The organism is Pseudomonas sp. KB-10, assembly GCF_018221585.1.
Lineage (GTDB): Bacteria > Pseudomonadota > Gammaproteobacteria > Pseudomonadales > Pseudomonadaceae > Aquipseudomonas > Aquipseudomonas yangonensis.
Map to the genome: position 1 here is coordinate 603,983 of NZ_QYYB01000001.1, position 18,247 is coordinate 622,229.

The window sequence follows — 18,247 nt, forward strand, 5'->3', positions numbered from 1 at the left end:
GGATGCCAATCGAGCCGGCGCCCCGCCAGGCGGGCGCCGGGCGCATAGGCAAGGTGGCAGGGGGTCGGTATACTCCGGCGCAATTCACGCTTATTTCAAGGACTGCCCCATGAAGCGACTGACCCTCGCGCTCCTCGCCGCCGTTTGCCTGTTGGCCGGCTGCGGTCAGAAAGGCCCGCTGTACCTGCCGGGCGACGACAACGCCGGCAACAGCCGAGACCGTTTCGAACTCTGACAGGAGCTGCCCATGGAAGCCTTCAACTACCGCGACGGCGAGCTGTTCGCGGAAGGCGTTGCCTTGTCCGCGCTGGCCCAGCGCTTTGGCACGCCCACCTATGTCTATTCCCGTGCCCATATCGAAGGGCAGTACCGCGCCTATGCCGATGCCCTGGACGGCATGCCGCACCTGGTCTGCTTCGCGGTCAAGGCCAATTCCAACATCGGCGTGCTGAACGTGCTGGCGCGTCTAGGCGCCGGCTTCGACATCGTTTCCAGCGGTGAGCTGGAGCGCGTGCTGGCCGCCGGTGGCGAGCCGAGCCGTATCGTCTTCTCCGGTGTCGGCAAGAGCCGCGACGACATGCGCCGCGCCCTGGAAGTCGGCGTGCACTGCTTCAACGTCGAGTCCAGCGTCGAGCTGGAGCGCCTGCAGAAGGTCGCCGCCGAACTGGGCGTCAAGGCGCCGGTGTCGCTGCGGGTCAACCCGGACGTAGACGCCGGCACTCACCCGTACATTTCCACCGGCCTCAAGGAAAACAAGTTCGGCATCGACATCGAGCAGGCCGAGGCGGTCTATGCCCGCGCCGCCGAGCTGCCGAACCTGGAAGTGATCGGCGTCGACTGCCATATCGGCTCGCAGCTGACCACCCTCGAACCCTTCCTCGATGCGCTGGATCGTCTGCTGCTGCTGGTCGACAAGCTGGCCGCGCGCGGCATCACCATCAGGCATCTGGACCTGGGCGGCGGCCTCGGTGTGCAGTACCGCGACGAGCAGCCACCACTGGCTGGTGACTACATCGCCGCCGTGCGCAAGCGCCTGGCAGGGCGCGACCTGTCGCTGGTATTCGAGCCGGGCCGCTTCATCGTGGCCAACGCCGGCGTGCTGCTGACCCAGGTGGAATACCTCAAGCACACCGAGCACAAGGATTTCGCCATCGTCGATGCGGCGATGAATGACCTGATCCGCCCGGCCCTGTACCAGGCCTGGATGGACGTGTCGCCGGTGCAGCCGCGTGAAGGCGAGGCGCGCCACTACGACCTGGTCGGGCCAATCTGCGAGACCGGCGACTTCCTGGCCAAGGATCGTCAGCTGGTGCTCGAAGAAGGCGACCTGCTGGCGGTGCGTTCGGCCGGGGCCTATGGCTTCGTCATGAGCTCCAACTACAACACCCGCGGCCGTGCGGCCGAGGTGCTGGTGGACGGCGAACAGGCCTATGAAGTGCGCCGTCGCGAGACCGTCCAAGAGCTCTACGCCGGCGAAAGCCTGCTGCCGGCCTGAGGGCAACGCCATGCTATTGCGCTTTACCAAGATGCACGGCCTGGGCAATGACTTCATGGTCCTCGACCTGATCAGTCAGCATGCCCACGTGCAGCCCAAGCACGCCAAGCAGTGGGGCGACCGCCACACCGGCGTCGGTTTCGATCAGCTGCTGATCGTCGAGCCGCCGAGCCACCCGGATGTCGACTTTCGCTACCGCATCTTCAACGCCGACGGTTCGGAAGTGGAGCAGTGCGGCAACGGTGCACGCTGCTTCGCCCGCTTCGTGCTGGACAAGCGCCTGACCACCAAGAAGGTCATCCGCGTCGAGACCAAGAGCGGCGTGATCGAGCTGCGCGTGCAGAACGACGGCCAGGTCTGCGTCAACATGGGTGCACCGCGTCTGCAGCCGGAACAGGTGCCGTTCCAGGCCGAACAGGCCGCGCTCAGTTATCGCGTCGAGGTCGACGGCCAGAGCGTAGAACTGGCCGCGCTATCGATGGGCAACCCACATGCCGTGCTGCGCGTCGACAGCGTCGACAGCGCGCCGGTGCACGCGCTCGGGCCGAAGCTGGAACATCACCCGCGCTTCCCGCAGCGGGTCAACGTCGGTTTCCTCCAGGTGCTCGACCGCAAACATGCGCGCCTGCGCGTCTGGGAACGTGGCGCCGGGGAAACCCAGGCCTGCGGCACAGGCGCCTGCGCCGCAGCGGTCGCGGCGATTCGCCAGGGCTGGATGGATTCGCCCGTGCAACTGGAACTGCCGGGCGGCAAACTGTCCATCGAATGGGCAGGCGAAGGTGAGCCGGTTATGATGACCGGGCCCGCTGCCCGCGTATACGAAGGACAGGTTCGCCTATGACCGACCAGCAGGATTCGCCCAAACCGCTCGATTCGGAAACGGTCGCAGCCTATCTGCGCCTGCATCCGGAGTTCTTCATCGACCATGAAGAACTGATCCCCGAACTTCGCATTCCGCACCAGCCCGGCAACGCCGTGTCGCTGGTCGAACGCCAGGTCAAGCTGCTGCGCGAGCGCAACATCGAGATGCGCCACCGCCTCGGCCAGTTGATGGACGTGGCCCGCGACAACGACCGCCTGTTCGACAAGACCCGCCGCCTGGTGCTCGATCTGCTCGATGCCGGCAGCCTCGAGGAAGTGGTCGGCGTGGTCGAAGACAGCCTGCGCCACGAGTTCCAGGTGCCCTTCGTGGGCCTGATCCTGTTCAGCGACAACAAGCTGCCGGTCGGCCGCTCGGTCAGCTCGGCCGAGGCGCATCAACAGGTCGGCGGCCTGCTCAGCGGTGGCAAGACCATCTGCGGCGTGCTGCGCCCGCATGAGCTGGAGTTCCTGTTCGGCAAGGACGACGCGGCGCAAGTCGGTTCCGCCGCCGTGGTCAGCCTCAACCATCAGGGGCTGCATGGCATTCTCGCCATCGGTAGCGCCGATCCGCAGCATTACAAGAGCTCGCTCGGTACGCTGTTCCTCGGCTATATCGCCGAAGTCCTGGCGCGCGTGCTGCCCGGCTTCGCCACACCGCTGCGCTCGGTACGCTGACGCAGCGCTTGCCCCACCGAACCCGGGCTCATGGGCCGGCCGACCTTGTAGGAGCGAATTCATTCGCGATAGGGTGGACGCCGAGCCAGCCATGATCGCGAATGAATTCGCTCCTACATGACCTCTGGGAGCATCGATGCACGATCGACTCGACGCCTACCTCGAACACCTGCGCCGCGAGCGCCAGGTGTCGGTGCATACCCTCGACGGCTATCGCCGTGACCTCGGCAAGCTGCAGGCATTCTGCAAAGCCGAAGGCCTGAACGACTGGGCCGAGCTGGACACGCGCAACCTGCGCCGCCTGGTCGCCCGCCTGCATCAGCAGGGCCTGTCCAGCCGTAGCCTGGCGCGGCTGCTCTCGGCCACCCGCGGCCTCTATCAGTATCTGTTGCGTGAAGGTCTGTGCCGCCACGACCCGGCCACCGGCCTCAGTCCACCGAAACGCGAACGCCGCCTGCCGCGCACGCTGGACGCCGACCGCAGCGCACAACTGCTCGACGGCGCGGTGGAGGACGACTTCATCGCCCGCCGCGACCAGGCCATGCTCGAGCTCTTCTATTCCTCGGGGCTGCGTCTGTCGGAGCTGGTCGGCCTCGATCTCGATGGCCTCGACCTGCCCGCCGGCCTGGTGCGCGTACGCGGCAAGGGCAACAAGGTGCGCGAGTTGCCGGTCGGCAGCATGGCACGCCAGGCGCTGGAGCAATGGCTACCCCTGCGCAAGCTGGCAGGCCCCAGCGACGGCGCGGTGTTCATCAGCCAGCAGGGCCGCCGCCTCGGGCCGCGCGCGGTGCAGCTGCGCGTGCGCCAGGCCGGCGTACGCGAGCTGGGCCAGCACCTGCATCCGCACATGCTGCGCCACAGCTTCGCCAGTCATATGCTGGAGTCCTCGCAGGATCTGCGCGCCGTTCAGGAGTTGCTCGGCCACGCCGACATCGCCACCACGCAGATCTATACCCACCTGGATTTCCAGCACCTGGCCAATGTCTATGACCAGGCCCACCCCAGGGCCAAACGCAAAGGCGGTTCCGAATGAGCATTGAACTGATCACCTTCGACCTCGACGACACGCTATGGGACGTCACGCCGGTCATGCAGGACGCCGAGGCGGCCCTGCGCAACTGGCTCGCCCTGCACGCGCCGCGTCTGGGCGCGGTACCGGTCGAGCACCTCTGGGCCGTGCGCAGCCGCCTGCTCGAAGCCGAACCGATGCTCAAGCATCGTCTCAGCGAGCTGCGCCGGCGCATTCTGTTTCACGCTCTGGAAGATGCCGGCTACCCGCACAGCGAAGCGCAGACGCTGGCTGAAGCCGGATTCCAGGTGTTTCTGAGCGCCCGCCACCAAGTCGAACTGTTCACCGAGGTGCACCCGACGCTGGAGGCACTGGCTGAGCGCTTCATGCTCGGCGTGATCACCAACGGCAACGCAGACGTGCGTCGCCTGGGCCTGTCGGACTATTTCCAGTTCGCCCTGTGCGCCGAGGAACTGGGCATCGGCAAGCCCGACCCGAAGCCCTTCCGTGAAGCCTTGAGCCGCGCAGGCGGCATTGCCGCCGAGCGCGCCGTGCATATCGGCGATCATCCCAGCGACGATATCGCCGGCGCTCAGGCCGCCGGCATGCGGGCGATCTGGTTCAACCCGCAAGGGCGCGCCTGGGAGGGCGAAACCACGCCGGATGCGCAGATCGCCAGCCTGGCCGAACTGCCGGCATTGCTGGGTAGCTGGACGCGCTGACTGGCTGAGTGGTCCTTAACGCCTGAGGACAAGCCGCGCCACGGCGTTGATACTCGAGACACAACCGCTGCTCAGTGATCAGGTAGCCGGCATATTTGCGTGGTTTTCGGCCCTCTCCCCCAGCCCCTCTCCCATAAATGGGAGAGGGGTGCCAAGCGCGCACGACCACAAATGAACAGCCTGGCCGCCTCACCGGTGCCGACGAGCCTCGGACGGTGCGTACGCATCGCCGCCGGAGACGGCGGGCAACAAAAAACCCGCCACTGGGGCGGGTTCCTTGCAGCGAGCCGTCCTCAGATGGGGCGGCTGCCGTATTTGCTGTCGGGCTTCTTGGGTGGGTCGGCGACCACGTTGGGCTCCACCTCCTGCACCTTGCCGCCACGGGCGAGAAACTCTTCCATGGCACGAGCCAGGGCGTCGCGTTCCTTTTGCTTGGCTTCGATGCTGGGCATTTCGTCGACTTCAACGGCTTTGGCCTTGCTCTTCTTGCCGCTGGCTACGGCTTCGCCATCACCCTCGTCGTCGCCACTGTCGCCGTCATCGGCGGCAGCCAGCTCCTCGCCATCGTCCTCGTCAGCCCCTTCCAGATCATCTTGTTCCAGGTCTTCGTCGCTCATGTTCAACCTCATGACTTGCGAAAAGCAGGTTAGTTATAGCCCAGCCGCGCAATCTGCACTGCACGGCCGGAAAAAATTCAAATAGCCTCCCCGAACAGGGTCGCCAACACTCGCCGGCTACCGCCATGATCGCGGTGCTCGCCGAGGTAGATACCCTGCCAGGTGCCCAACGCCAAGCGTCCATCCTGTATCGGCAGCTGCAACTGAAAACCCAGCAAACTGCCCTTGAAGTGCGCCGGCAAATCATCCGGCCCTTCGTAATCGTGTTCGTAACCCGCCTCACCCTGTGGCACCAGACGGTTGAAAAAGCGCTCGAAATCGCGGCGCACCGCGGGGTCGGCGTTCTCGTTCACCGTTAGCGATGCCGAGGTGTGCTGCAGCCACAGATGCAACAGACCCACACGGATCTGCGCCAGTTCCGGCAATTTCTCCAGCACCTCTTCGGTCACCAGATGAAAGCCACGTTCACGCGGACGCAGGCTGATGATGCGTTGCTGCCACATGCCGTTTTCTCACTCTCGAAGGCTCCAGCGCGCGCATTCTAGCGTGCTGTCAGAAAAAACAAAGGGCGCCAAAAGGCGCCCTTGTCATTCCGGCGAAGCTTACTTCTTGCCGGTGAACTCCGGGTAGGCTTCCATGCCGCACTCGGCGATATCCACACCCTCGTATTCCTCTTCCTCGCTGACGCGCAGGCCGATCACCGCCTTGATGATTCCCCAAACGATCAGACTGGCGATGAACACCCAGGCGAAGATGCAGGCGATACCCAGCAACTGGGCACCCAGCGAGGCGTCGCCATTGGTCAGGCATACGGCCAGCAGCCCCCAGATGCCGGCCACGCCGTGCACGGAGATGGCACCGACCGGATCGTCGATCTTGATCTTGTCCAGACCAAGGATGGAGAACACCACCAGCACACCGCCTACGCCGCCGATCAGGGTGGCCTGCAGCGCACTCGGAGTCAGCGGTTCGGCGGTGATGGCAACCAGACCGGCCAGCGCGCCGTTGAGCGCCATGGTCAGGTCAGCCTTGCCGAACAGGATACGCGCGGTAATCAGCGCGACGATCAGGCCACCGGCAGCGGCCATGTTGGTGTTGACGAAGACCTGAGCGACAGCATTGGCATCCTCGATGGTACTCATCTTCAATTGCGAGCCACCGTTGAAGCCGAACCAGCCCATCCACAGGATGAAGGTACCGAGCGTTGCCAGCGGCAGGTTGGCACCGGGAATGGCGTTGACCTGGCCGTTGGCGCCGTACTTGCCCTTGCGTGCGCCCAGCAGCAGGACACCGGCCAGAGCTGCGGCGGCACCGGCCATGTGCACCACGCCGGAGCCGGCGAAGTCGAGGAAACCCGCTTCGTTGAGGAAGCCCGAACCCCACTTCCAGAAGCCCTGGATCGGGTAGATGAAACCGGTCATGACTACGGCGAAAGCGAGGAAGGCCCACAGCTTCATGCGCTCGGCCACCGCACCGGAAACGACCGACATGCAGGTCGCAGCGAAGACGATCTGAAAGAAGAAGTCCGAGCGGGCCGAGTAGTAGGGCGCATCGTCGCCACCGGCCAGAACGGCCTCGGCAGTGTTCTCATCACCGATGAGGAAGCCCAGGCTCGGCAGGATGCCGCCCTCAGGGCTGGAGTACATGATGTGGTAACCGATCACCAGGTACATGACGCTGGCGATGGCATACAGGGCGATGTTCTTGGTGAGGATCTCGGTGGTGTTCTTGGCGCGCACCAGGCCGGATTCGAGCATGGCAAAGCCCGCCGCCATCCACATCACCAGGGCACCACAGATCAGAAAGTAGAAGGTATCGAAGCCGTACTGCAATGCAGTCAATGCTGTGTTATCCATTTTTCACCTCTTGCCGGCGCTTTCGTTGTGCGCTGTTCGGTTGAAACGTCCAGGTTGGCGCCGGACGCGTTCCGCATGCTTTACAGGTCGTTGCCACGCTCGTTCTGGATCAGCGGAACCCCTGCGCCGTGAGGCGACCAGGCATTCCCATCACTAGGCCGAGCGCAGGACCTGAAGAGGGTCTGGCACAGCAGAGCGGCGAAGGTCTCGCCAGCTCCGGCATTCGCCCTCGAAAACAGCACCTGGCCAGAATTCGAGGACAAAAGGGCTCCTAGCCCTGCGAAAGTTCGCAGAGTCATGGGTTTACTCCTGGGGCGTGGGGTTCGGAGGCTGGTTAGATCGCGTCGGTATCGGTTTCGCCGGTACGGATACGAATCGCCTGTTCCAGGTTGACTACGAAAATCTTGCCGTCGCCGATCTTGCCGGTGTTGGCAGCCTTGGTGATGGCCTCGATCACGCGGTCCAGCTGATCGTCAGCAATGGCCACGTCGATCTTCACCTTGGGCAGGAAGTCGACCACGTACTCAGCACCGCGATACAGCTCGGTATGGCCTTTCTGGCGGCCGAAGCCCTTGACCTCGGTGACGGTAATGCCCTGCACGCCGATCTCCGACAGCGACTCGCGCACGTCGTCCAGCTTGAACGGCTTGATGATGGCAGTGACTAGCTTCATGAAACTTTCTCCCGTGTAAGGTGGACTTGCCCCAGGAATTACGAACCCGGCTCAAGTCTAAGCGCAGTGTCTGGCTTTTGTAATGCACCGACCGTTCCAGCCTGGCCTGGCCGATACCCACCAACCGCTCCCGGCGAAACACTCCGCTTCGCCTGCCACACCGGTACTGCATCGGTGCATGCGTCGCAGGGGTCTAAGCAGAAAGCTTGCCAGCTCCTTTAAATGCGCCATCTTTCAGGCTTTTACCGGTGCACAGGGTCAGCGCCTGCCATTCAGGGTGAATCCTCCGCACAATATTGGTGCAACGGCGCATTGCCGGGTGCTCATAAATCGTGCAGCCAACCCCCCGAACGTCCCGACTGCAGTCGCGTGCTACACTGCCGACCATCTGTTTAGGGAACCTCACCATGCTGCCGCCGAAAGCCCTGCTCGACACCCTCAGTAGCCACGCCTCGCGCCTGTTCAGCGGCGATAGCCCGTTGCCGCGCGCAGAACTGGAAGCCCAGTTCAAAGCCCTGCTGCAAAGTGGTTTCAGCAAGCTGGAGCTGGTCAGCCGAGAAGAGTTCGACAGCCAGATGGTGGTACTGGCCCGTACCCGCGCCCGCCTCGAAGCGCTGGAAGCCAAGGTCGCCGAGCTGGAAGCCAAGCTCACTGCCGCAGACTAAGGCTATGTTGTAGGAGCGGCTTCAGCCGCGAACAGGCTTCGCGGCTGAAGCCGCTCCTACAGCAGGCCGTTGAAAAACGTAGGCGAGGCCGGCAAGACAATACCGATGGCGGCCCCGCAAAAACGGCCGAAAAAGCGCAGTTTACGTGCTGTAAATGAGCATTTTGAGGCCGTTTTTAACGCAGTATTGCCAACGCAGGTAGTTTTTCAACAGCCTGATAGGCACTGCACCCCACCTGATCAAGGAGCGATCATGTCCCTGGCCATCGTCCACAGCCGCGCCCAGGTCGGCGTCGAAGCACCGGCCGTCACCGTCGAAGCGCACCTGGCCAACGGCCTGCCCTCTCTTGCGCTGGTAGGCCTGCCGGAGACCGCGGTCAAGGAAAGCAAGGACCGCGTGCGCAGCGCCATCCTCAATGCCGCGTTCGAGTTTCCGAGCAAGCGCATCACCCTGAATCTGGCGCCGGCAGACCTGCCGAAGGACGGCGGCCGCTTCGATCTCGCCATCGCTCTGGGCATTCTCGCTGCCAGCGGCCAGGTACCGGCTGAGTCGCTCGACGAATACGAATGCCTGGGCGAGCTGGCGCTATCGGGCGCAGTGCGTCCGGTACAGGGCGTATTGCCGGCCGCCTTGGCAGCGCGCCAAGCCGGGCGCACCCTGTTGGTGCCTCAGGCCAATGCCGAGGAAGCCAGCCTCGCTTCCGGACTGAAGGTCATCGCCGTGGAGCATCTACTGCAGATCGCCGCACACCTCAACGGCAGCGCACCACTCGAGCCCTATGCCGCACAGGGATTGCTCAGACAGAGCCTGCCCTATCCGGATCTGGCCGAAGTCCAGGGCCAGCTGGCGGCCAAACGTGCGCTGCTGGTGGCTGCCGCCGGCTCGCACAATTTGCTGCTCAGTGGTCCGCCCGGTACCGGCAAGACGCTGCTGGCCAGCCGCCTGCCCGGCCTGCTGCCACCGCTGGACGAGAGCGAGGCGCTGCAGGTGGCCGCGATCCATTCGGTGGCCAGCCATACGCCGCTGCAGCACTGGCCGCAGAGGCCCTTTCGGACTCCGCACCATAGCGCCTCCGGGCCGGCGCTGGTTGGCGGCGGCAGCCGCCCGCAGCCTGGCGAAATCACGCTGGCGCATCAGGGCGTGCTGTTCCTGGACGAACTGCCGGAGTTCGACAGAAAGGTGCTGGAGGTGCTGCGCGAACCGCTGGAGAGTGGCCATATCGTCATTGCCCGGGCGCGCGACAAGGTGCGCTTTCCGGCACGCTTCCAGCTGGTCGCGGCGATGAATCCCTGCCCATGCGGTTATCTCGGCGACCCGAGCAACCGCTGCCGCTGCACCCCGGAGCAAATCCAGCGCTACCGCGCCAAGCTGTCCGGACCGCTGCTCGATCGCATCGACCTGCACCTGACGGTCGCCCGCGAAAGCACCGCTCTGGACGTGCCGCTACAAGAAGGTGAAAGCACCGCTCAGGCGGCGGCCAAGGTAGCGGCTGCCCGCCAGCGGCAACTGCACCGCCAGGGCGTGGCCAACGCCTTTCTCGACCTGCCTGGCTTGCGCCGGCATTGCGCCTTGAGCAGCGCTGATCGCCAATGGCTGGAAAACGCCTGCGAACGCCTCGGCCTGTCTCTGCGCGCCGCCCATCGTGTGCTCAAGGTGGCACGGACCTTAGCCGACCTGCAAGACGAGCAGCAGATCGCCAGAGCGCATCTGGCCGAGGCATTGCAGTATCGGCCAGCGATGGGGTGAAAGTTCTTCCGCGCGCATCGCGCTCCTTAGGTTTGCAACCTAGCCCGATACCAAGGGATGCCGCGGCGCCACTTAGGCGGTGCCCGCCAGGAACGCATCGTTCTAGACCGCAGCCTACAACCTTTCCACCTGCGGTAGCTGCATCGCCGCCACTTCTGCCAACAGATATTGGCGCAGCCGCTGCAGACGCGCCTGGGCGCGATGGCCACGCGGCCATACCAGATAATAGCTTTCGCCACTGAAGACCGCCGTAGGCCAGGGTAGACCGAGCCGGCCTGCGTTGACGTCCTCGGTGACCATCAGCAGGTCACCGATGGACACGCCATAACCCCGCGCTGCCGCGACGATGCCCAGTTCGAGCATGTCGAACAGCTGGCCGGTCTTCAGTGGCACCTGCTCCCCCAGACCCGTGGCCTGCAACCAGCGCCGCCAGTCGCGCCGATCCGGCGTCGGGTGCAGCTGTTCGGCGGCCTGCAGACGCGCCAACGACCAAGGCCCGGCTTCGCTATCGGCGGCCGCGCATACTGGCGTCAGCCACTCCTCGAACAGCAGCACGCTTTCCCACTCATCCGGAAACTGGCCGTCGGACAGCAGCACCGCGCAGTCGAAGGGCTCGTGGCGGAAGTCGACCTTGTCCACATCCATCCACGCGCTGGTGAGTTGCACTTCGCTGTCCGGGTTGGCCAGGCGAAAGTGCGACAGACGGGCCAGCAGCCAGCGCATGGTCAAGGTCGAAGGTGCCTTCAGGCGCAGCACCTGATCGTCGGCGCGCAGCGCCGCACTGGCCCGCTCCAGCGCATCGAAGCCATCGCTCAGCCCCGGCAGCAAGGCTCGGCCCGGATCGGTCAGTTGCAGGCTGCGGCCACGGCGCTCGAACAGGCGGCAGGCGAAGTAATCCTCCAGCGTGCGGATATGCCGGCTCACCGCACTTTGGGTAATAGCCAGCTCCTCGGCAGCACGGGTGAACGAAGCATGGCGGGCAGCAGCCTCGAAGGCACGCAATGCGTAGAGCGGTGGAAGTCGGCGGGTCATCGTATTGACTCATGAGTTTCAGTCATGCCTGGCATGGCTATTTTCCTTTTGTGGGCGGCCGCTATAAACCAGAGAATATCCGCCACTGCTCATCCCCCGACAGTCTGGGGAGGCTTACCCTACCGAAGTTTTACTCATCATGAAGAATTCCCTTGGTCACGAGTTGGGTGCGCTGCTGCGCCTGGCCGGCCCGCTGATCTCTGCGCAGTTGGCCCACGCGCTGATGATTTTCACCGACACGCTGATGATGGCCATGCTCGGCCCGCAGCAATTGGCCGGCGGCGCGCTGGGCGCCACCTGCTACTTCATCTTCTCGATCTTCTGCACCGGAGTGATCGCTGCGGTAGGCAGCCTGGTCGCCATTCGCCATGGTGCTGGTGACCCGAGCGGCGTCACCCGCCTGCTGCGCAATGGCCTGTGGCTGGCGATGCTGCTGGGCGTTGTCAGCGCGCTGTGCCTCAACGGCCTGGGCCCGCTACTGCCGCACCTGGGCCAGGACCCGGCAGCGGCCAGCCAGGCCATGGCATTTCTGCGCCCGCTGTCGCTGGCCCTGCCCGGCTACCTGTGTTTCATGGCCTTGCGCGGCTTCACCAGCGCCATCGGCCATCCCGGCCCGGTGATGACCATCAGCATCATCGGCACGGTCGCCAACTTCGTCATCAACTATGCACTGATCAAGGGCTGGTTCGGCCTGCCCAGCCTCGGCCTGAGCGGTATCGGCATGACCACCGCACTGGTCAGCAGCGCCATGGCACTGGCTCTGGCGTTGTATATCCTGATCTCGCCGACCTACCAGCGTTACCGGCTGCGGGGCGGCCTGGGTCGCCCGCAGCGGGCCGAAATGCGCGACCTGCTGCGCCTGGGCCTGCCGATTGGCGGCACCTATGCAGCCGAGCAGGGGCTGTTCACCTTCGCCACCCTGTGCATGGGCGCGCTGGGCAGTGTGCAGCTGGCAGCCCATCAGATCGCCATGCAGACGGTAGCTCTCGCGTTCATCGTGCCGCAGGGCCTGTCCTATGCGGTGACCTTCCGAGTCGGTCTGCACTATGGCGCCGAGCGCCTGCACCTGTCGCGCCTGGCCGGGCACCTGGGCATGGGCCTGGGGGCTATGCTGATGCTGATGTTCGCCCTGCTGTTCTGGTTGCTGCCGGAATGGATCATCGGTCTGTTTCTCGACCGTCACGATCCGGCCTTTGCCGAGATCGTCACCCTGGCGGTGAGCCTGCTGGCGATCGCCGCCTGGTTCGAGCTGTTCGACGGTCTGCAGAGCATCGCCATGGGTGCGATTCGCGGGCTCAATGACGGTCGCACCACTCTGGTGATCGGCCTGACCGGCTACTGGTTCATCGGCGCGCCGCTGGCCTGGCTGCTGGCCTTCCCGCTGGGCTGGGGCGCCCATGGCGTCTGGTGGGGATTGGCCGCGGGCCTGGCGGCGACGGCTACCGGCCTGGTACTGGGTTTCCAGTGGAAGACTGCGCGCCTGCAGCGGTCGAACAGGATAGAGGGCGAGGTCTGTCTGTCGTAGCCCGGATGCAATCCGGGCTACGGGTTACGATCCGCCGAGCAGCGGCTGGCGCATGCCGAACACCAGGAAACGTGCCAGCTCGGCCAGCGGCAGGGCCTTGCTGATCAGGTAGCCCTGCACCTGATCGCAGCCGTACTGGCGCAGCATGTCGAGCTGTTCGATGTTCTCCACCCCTTCGGCCACCACTTCGAGATTGAGGTTGTGCGCCAGGTTGATCATCGCCCGCACCAGTTGACGGTTCTCGGCGCGCTCGCCCATGCCGCCGACGAAACTCTTGTCGATTTTCAGCAGGGTGATCGGCAGGCTGTTGAGATGGACGAAGGAGGAGAAACCGGTACCGAAGTCGTCCAGTGAAAAGCGCACGCCTAGCCGTCCCAGCGCGAGCATGGTCTGCTGCACCTGATCGCTGCGGCGCATCACCGCGGTTTCGGTCAGCTCGAACTCCAGCCACTGGGCATCGACACCGCGCTCTTCGATCAGGCGGCTGAGCGTCGGCAGCAACTGGCTGTCCTGAAACTGACGGAACGACAGGTTGATCGCCATGTGCAGCGCCGGCAGGCCACGCCCGCGCAACCACTGCATGTCACGCAGGGCCCGGGAAATGACCCAGTAACCGAGCGGCACGATCAGCCCGGTTTCCTCGGCCAGCGGCACGAACTCGTTGGGCGAGAGCAGCCCTCGCTCAGCGTGCTGCCAACGCACCAGTGCCTCCAGGCCGACGATGCGCCCGCTTTTCAGGCACAGGCGCGGCTGGTAGTGCAGCTCCAGCTCGTCCCGACGCAACGCGCGGCGCAGCTCGCTCTCCAGATCGGCCTGGCTGCGTGCACTGCGGTTGAGGCGCTCGTCGTAGACGTGGAACACGCAGCCCTGCTGACTCTTGGCTTGCTGCATGGCGATATGGGCGTGCCATAGCAACGGGTCGGCGCCCTCCCCGGCTCGGGCGTGAGCCAGCCCCAGGCTGCAGCCGATCAGCAGACTTTCGCCGTCGACCCAGTAGGGCTCACCCAGCACTTCGGTGACACATTCGGCCAGGCGCTCGACGCGCTGCGGGTCGCGGCGTACGTCCAGCAACAGCGCGAACTCGTCGCTGCCCAGCCGAGCGAGCTGGTCGCAGGGCTGCAGCACTCCCTTGAGGCGCGCCACCACCTGCAGGATCAGGCGATCACCGCCCTGGTAGCCCAGGGCATCGTTGGCGTGACGGAAGTTGTCCAGGTCGAGGTGGCCGAGCACCAGGCCGCGGCCGCCGCATTCGGCCAGGCGCGCAGCAAGCAGGGTCTGGAAACCCTGGCGGTTGGCGATACCGGTCAGCGGGTCCTGCTCGGCGAGGCGTTGCAGCGTGTGCTTGAGGTTGCCCTGCTCACGCGCGTAGCGCAGGCAGCGGCGCAATACATCGAGGTTGAGGCTGCTACGCACCAGCCAGTCGCTGACACCGACTGGCTCCTCGCTGGGCTCGTCTTCGAGCAGCAGCACCATCGGCAGCGGGCATTGACCGGCATCGGGCATTCGCTGCGGTGTGGCCAGCAGCAGGCCACTGGCGTGATCATCGAACAGGTTGCTGGCAGCATCCCAGGACGGTGCGGTGATCAGCGGAAAGGGGCTGCCAAGAGCGCCCAGATGCTCGCGCAACAATTCGGCCCAGCCAGGCGAATCCGCCAGCAGAACCAGGCGCATGGGTTCGACGAGCGTGGACAAGCGACCTCCCCCCAATGATCAAGAATGATGGCGAATCGTGTCGCCTGCCGCGTCTTAACCGACGTCTAATCAATCACATCCGGGTGAAAGTGAACGCACATCCTGAGGTATAGCCAAAAAACCGGCAAGTGGAACCAGAGTACTGCATCCGTTCGGATAACCCAGCGCGCTACGCTTCAATTCCGTGCGCCAGGCCACAGTTCCGGACGGTCGCGGCAGAAGCCGCCAGGCCTGTTAAAATGCGCGGCCCTTTTTCTGTGATCGATCCCATGTCCCGACTGAACCCCCGGCAACAAGAGGCCGTGAACTATGTCGGCGGCCCACTTCTGGTGCTCGCCGGCGCAGGCTCCGGCAAGACCAGCGTGATCACCCGCAAGATCGCCCACCTGGTGCAGAACTGCGGCATCCGCGCCCAGCACATCGTCGCCATGACCTTCACCAACAAGGCCGCGCGCGAGATGAAGGAGCGCGTCGGCACCCTGCTAAAGGGCAGCGAAGCACGCGGCCTGACCGTGTCCACCTTCCACAACCTGGGCATGAACATCATCCGCAAGGAATACGCGCGCCTGGGCTACAAGCCCGGCTTCTCGATCTTCGATGACGGCGACATCAAGGCGCTGCTCACCGACATCATGCAGAAGGAGTATTCCGGCGATGACGGTGCCGACGAGATCAAGAACTACATCGACAGCTGGAAGAACGACCTGATCCTGCCGGACGAAGCCCTGGCAGGTGCACGCAATCCCAAGGAGCAGACCGCCGCCATCGTCTACCTGCACTACCAGCGCACGCTCAAGGCGTACAACGCGGTGGACTTCAACGACCTGATCCTGCTGCCGGTAAAACTCTTCCAGGAGCACGCCGACATCCTCGAAAAGTGGCAGAACCGCATCCGCTACCTGCTGGTGGACGAGTACCAGGACACCAACGCCAGCCAGTACCTGCTGGTGAAGATGCTGGTGGGCATGCGCAACCAGTTCACCGTGGTCGGCGACGATGACCAGTCGATCTACGCCTGGCGCGGCGCGCGCCCGGAAAACCTGATGCTGCTGAAAGAGGACTACCCCTCGCTCAAGGTGGTGATGCTGGAGCAGAACTACCGCTCCACCAGCCGCATCCTCAAGTGCGCCAACGTGCTGATCGCCAACAACCCGCACGTGTTCGAGAAGCAGCTGTGGTCGGAGATGGGCCATGGCGATGAGATCCGCGTGATTCGTACGCGCAACGAGGAGGCCGAGTGCGAGCGGGTGGCGCTGGAGATCCTCACCGAGCATCTGCGCACCCAGCGCCCCTACAGCGACTTCGCCATCCTCTACCGGGGCAACTACCAGGCCAAGTTGATGGAGCTGAAATTGCAGCACCACCAGATTCCCTATCGCCTGTCCGGCGGCACCAGCTTCTTCGCCCGCCAGGAGGTGAAGGACCTGATGAGCTACTTCCGCCTGCTGGTCAACCCGGACGACGACAACGCTTTTCTGCGGGTGATCAACGTGCCGCGCCGCGAGATCGGCTCGACCACCCTGGAAAAGCTCGGCAACTACGCCAGCGAGCGCAAGATCAGCATGTACGCGGCGGCCGGCGAGATCGGCCTCGGCGAACACCTCGACGCGCGCTTCACCGAGCGCCTGCAACGCTTCACCCGCTGGATGGACCGCGTGCGCCAGGAGTGCGCGCAGAACGACCCGATCGCCGCCATCCGCAGCATGGTCATGGATATCGACTACGAGAACTGGCTGCGGCAGAACGCCTCCAGCGATAAGGTCGCCGAGGCACGCATGGGCAACGTCTGGTTCCTGGTCGATGCGCTGAAGAACACCCTGGAGCGCGACGAAGACGGCGACATGACCATCGAGGACGCCATCGGCAAGCTGGTGCTGCGCGATATGCTCGAACGCCAGCAGGAAGAGGAAGAAGGCGCCGAAGGCGTGCAGATGATGACCATGCACGCATCCAAGGGTCTGGAATTCCCCTCGGTGTACATCATCGGCTTCGAGGAGGAGATTCTCCCGCACCGCTCCAGCATCGAGGCCGACACCATCGAGGAAGAGCGGCGCCTGGCCTACGTCGGCATCACCCGCGCCAAGCGCAACCTGGCGCTGACCTTCGCCGCCAAGCGCAAGCAGTACGGTGAGATCATCGACTGCTCGCCGAGCCGCTTCCTTGATGAGCTGCCGCAGGAAGATCTGGTCTGGGAAGGCCTGGAAGAGGCGCCGACGGAGGTCAAGACCGCGCGCGGCAACGACGCCCTGGCCAATATGCGCGCCATGCTCAAGCGCTGAAGTACAGGGCTTGTTGTCTGGTGGACTGAAGCGAATCGCCGCGCAGTCCACCCCGCGTCTGGAGTAGGGTGGGCTTCAGCCCACCACTTCGATGCCACCGGCACCCTCGCCAAATTTTCCAGTCAGAAAGAAAACATCGCTCAGAAACAGGGGCTGAACCATGCGCACCTTCACCCTCGACCTCGATGCCCTGATACAGCTGATCAATGGCCGCGAACAGCAGGAACACTGGCTGGACCTGGAAAGCGGCAGCGTCCTGACCCTGTCACCGGAGGATCAGTACAGCGAACAGCGCCAGCAGATCGAACTCGATCCCGACCGCTACAGCCAGGTGCCGAACCTCGACATACCGCAGCGCATTGCCATGCGCGAGTCCTTTCTGTTTACCCTCGAAGATCTGCACGCCCACCCACTGCTCAGTGCGGCGCTGACCAGTCGCAAACCGCTGCGCGCCTTCGATTACGAGATCGAAGCCTTTGCGCCGATTCGCCAACAGTGGCAAACCTACGAGCTCAAGCAACTGCGCGAATACGCCCTCAATTGGCTCTACGAACTGGGCATTGAGCCGGCGCCGGACAAACTGCCGCTCGATACCCGCGGCATCCCCAGGGACATTCTGCGGCGGCTGACCAAAAGCGCCTGAGCGAGCGCCCAGGGTCATCGTGACCGCTCCCGGATTGCATCCGGGCTACTCCTGCCCGGCGCCAGCAACCTGTCTAAGCGGTCAACCGCCTACGACTGTCGGCCAGGCTTCGGTTTCACTACACAATCCGGGGTGTTTTGAGCGAAAATCCGCAGCTTTTCTGCTCAACCAGAGGATCGACCGTGGAGTCGTTGAAACAGAAGATTCGCAGCGAAGGCATCGTGCTGTCCGAGCACGTACTGAAGGTGGACGCCTTTCTCAACCACCAGATCGATCCGCGCCTGATGCAGGAGATCGGCCACGAGTTCGCCCAGCGTTTCGCCGGCCAGGGCATCACCAAGATCGTCACCATCGAGGCCTCGGGCATCGCCCCGGCAGTGATGGCCGGCCTGGAGCTGGGCATCCCGGTGATCTTCGCGCGCAAGTTCCAGTCGCTGACGCTCAAGGACGATCTGCTGATTTCCAAGGTGTTCTCCTTCACCAAGCAGACCGAAAGCACCATCGCCATTTCCGCCCGTCACCTGACTGCTGCCGACAAGGTACTGGTGATCGACGACTTCCTCGCCAACGGCCACGCCGCCAAGGCGCTGATCGACCTGATCCAGCAGGCCGGCGCTCAGGTTGCCGGTATCGGCATCGTCATCGAGAAGTCCTTCCAGGACGGCCGCAACCTGCTGCAGAGCGAAGGCTACCGCGTCGAATCGCTGGCCCGTGTCGCCGCCCTGGAGAACGGCCAGGTGCGCTTCCTCGACTAAGG

At 64.2% G+C, this 18,247-nt stretch carries 18 protein-coding genes; 12 read left to right on the plus strand and 6 right to left on the minus strand.

The window, feature by feature from the left end:
- Positions 1–109 precede the first annotated feature (109 nt).
- The 6 genes from lptM (at position 110) to DXK50_RS02745 (ending at position 4,762) form a co-directional block, all read left to right on the plus strand.
- A complete protein-coding gene (lptM, locus tag DXK50_RS02720) occupies positions 110–235 on the plus strand; it encodes an LPS translocon maturation chaperone LptM (protein WP_017361215.1) in 126 nt (41 codons plus the stop codon).
- Positions 236–247: 12 nt separating this feature from the next.
- Entirely contained in the window at positions 248–1,495 is a 1,248-nt protein-coding gene (gene lysA, locus DXK50_RS02725) for a diaminopimelate decarboxylase (RefSeq protein WP_161865650.1), read from the plus strand.
- Positions 1,496–1,505: 10 nt separating this feature from the next.
- On the plus strand, positions 1,506–2,336 hold the full coding sequence (gene dapF / locus DXK50_RS02730) for a diaminopimelate epimerase (RefSeq protein ID WP_161865649.1): 831 nt from the start codon (positions 1,506–1,508) through the stop codon (positions 2,334–2,336).
- Positions 2,333–3,031, plus strand: a complete 699-nt coding sequence (locus tag DXK50_RS02735; protein ID WP_161865648.1) for a DUF484 family protein — start codon at positions 2,333–2,335, stop codon at positions 3,029–3,031. The genes dapF and DXK50_RS02735 overlap by 4 nt, the downstream gene beginning before the upstream one ends.
- A 136-nt stretch (positions 3,032–3,167) precedes the next feature.
- Positions 3,168–4,064, plus strand: coding sequence for a tyrosine recombinase XerC (gene xerC / locus DXK50_RS02740; protein ID WP_212629256.1), 897 nt, complete (start codon positions 3,168–3,170; stop codon positions 4,062–4,064).
- Complete coding sequence (locus DXK50_RS02745) at positions 4,061–4,762, plus strand: HAD family hydrolase (protein WP_212629257.1); 702 nt, start codon at positions 4,061–4,063, stop codon at positions 4,760–4,762. Before xerC ends, DXK50_RS02745 begins: the two co-directional genes overlap by 4 nt.
- Before the next feature lie 293 nt (positions 4,763–5,055).
- On the opposite strand, the gene sutA is transcribed toward DXK50_RS02745, so the two are convergent.
- The 4 genes from sutA to glnK form a co-directional block, all read right to left on the minus strand.
- Positions 5,056–5,379, minus strand: a complete 324-nt coding sequence (gene sutA, locus DXK50_RS02750) for a transcriptional regulator SutA (RefSeq protein ID WP_161866239.1) — start codon at positions 5,377–5,379, stop codon at positions 5,056–5,058.
- Positions 5,380–5,456: 77 nt separating this feature from the next.
- On the minus strand, positions 5,457–5,882 hold the full coding sequence (locus DXK50_RS02755; RefSeq protein WP_212629258.1) for a secondary thiamine-phosphate synthase enzyme YjbQ: 426 nt from the start codon (positions 5,880–5,882) through the stop codon (positions 5,457–5,459).
- Positions 5,883–5,981: 99 nt separating this feature from the next.
- A complete protein-coding gene (locus DXK50_RS02760) occupies positions 5,982–7,235 on the minus strand; it encodes an ammonium transporter (protein WP_161866237.1) in 1,254 nt (417 codons plus the stop codon).
- A gap of 334 nt (positions 7,236–7,569) precedes the next feature.
- Positions 7,570–7,908, minus strand: a complete 339-nt coding sequence (gene glnK / locus DXK50_RS02765; RefSeq protein WP_003096476.1) for a P-II family nitrogen regulator — start codon at positions 7,906–7,908, stop codon at positions 7,570–7,572.
- A 407-nt stretch (positions 7,909–8,315) separates the two neighbouring features.
- Here glnK and DXK50_RS02770 point away from each other — a divergent pair, with 407 nt between their 5' ends.
- Both DXK50_RS02770 and DXK50_RS02775 read left to right on the plus strand, forming a co-directional pair.
- On the plus strand, positions 8,316–8,573 hold the full coding sequence (locus DXK50_RS02770; protein WP_017361208.1) for an accessory factor UbiK family protein: 258 nt from the start codon (positions 8,316–8,318) through the stop codon (positions 8,571–8,573).
- Positions 8,574–8,825: 252 nt separating this feature from the next.
- Positions 8,826–10,319 (plus strand): YifB family Mg chelatase-like AAA ATPase, encoded by a 1,494-nt coding sequence (locus DXK50_RS02775; RefSeq protein ID WP_161866236.1) that lies wholly within the window; start codon positions 8,826–8,828, stop codon positions 10,317–10,319.
- 114 nt (positions 10,320–10,433) lie between these two features.
- Here the strand turns inward: DXK50_RS02775 and DXK50_RS02780 are convergent, their stop codons facing one another.
- Positions 10,434–11,351 (minus strand): LysR substrate-binding domain-containing protein, encoded by a 918-nt coding sequence (locus DXK50_RS02780; protein WP_212629259.1) that lies wholly within the window; start codon positions 11,349–11,351, stop codon positions 10,434–10,436.
- Between the two features lie 139 nt (positions 11,352–11,490).
- Here DXK50_RS02780 and DXK50_RS02785 point away from each other — a divergent pair, with 139 nt between their 5' ends.
- Positions 11,491–12,876 (plus strand): NorM family multidrug efflux MATE transporter, encoded by a 1,386-nt coding sequence (locus DXK50_RS02785; RefSeq protein ID WP_212629260.1) that lies wholly within the window; start codon positions 11,491–11,493, stop codon positions 12,874–12,876.
- A 24-nt stretch (positions 12,877–12,900) separates the two neighbouring features.
- On the opposite strand, the gene DXK50_RS02790 is transcribed toward DXK50_RS02785, so the two are convergent.
- Complete coding sequence (locus DXK50_RS02790) at positions 12,901–14,568, minus strand: putative bifunctional diguanylate cyclase/phosphodiesterase (protein WP_161866233.1); 1,668 nt, start codon at positions 14,566–14,568, stop codon at positions 12,901–12,903.
- 269 nt (positions 14,569–14,837) lie between these two features.
- Here DXK50_RS02790 and rep point away from each other — a divergent pair, with 269 nt between their 5' ends.
- The 3 genes from rep (at position 14,838) to DXK50_RS02805 (ending at position 18,245) form a co-directional block, all read left to right on the plus strand.
- Complete coding sequence (gene rep / locus DXK50_RS02795) at positions 14,838–16,847, plus strand: DNA helicase Rep (protein ID WP_212629261.1); 2,010 nt, start codon at positions 14,838–14,840, stop codon at positions 16,845–16,847.
- Positions 16,848–17,007: 160 nt separating this feature from the next.
- Positions 17,008–17,490 carry a UPF0158 family protein gene (locus DXK50_RS02800; protein WP_212629262.1) on the plus strand — a complete coding sequence of 161 codons (483 nt, stop codon included), beginning with the start codon at positions 17,008–17,010 and terminating at the stop codon, positions 17,488–17,490.
- 182 nt (positions 17,491–17,672) lie between these two features.
- Entirely contained in the window at positions 17,673–18,245 is a 573-nt protein-coding gene (locus DXK50_RS02805) for a xanthine phosphoribosyltransferase (RefSeq protein WP_161866230.1), read from the plus strand.
- Positions 18,246–18,247: the final 2 nt, after the last annotated feature.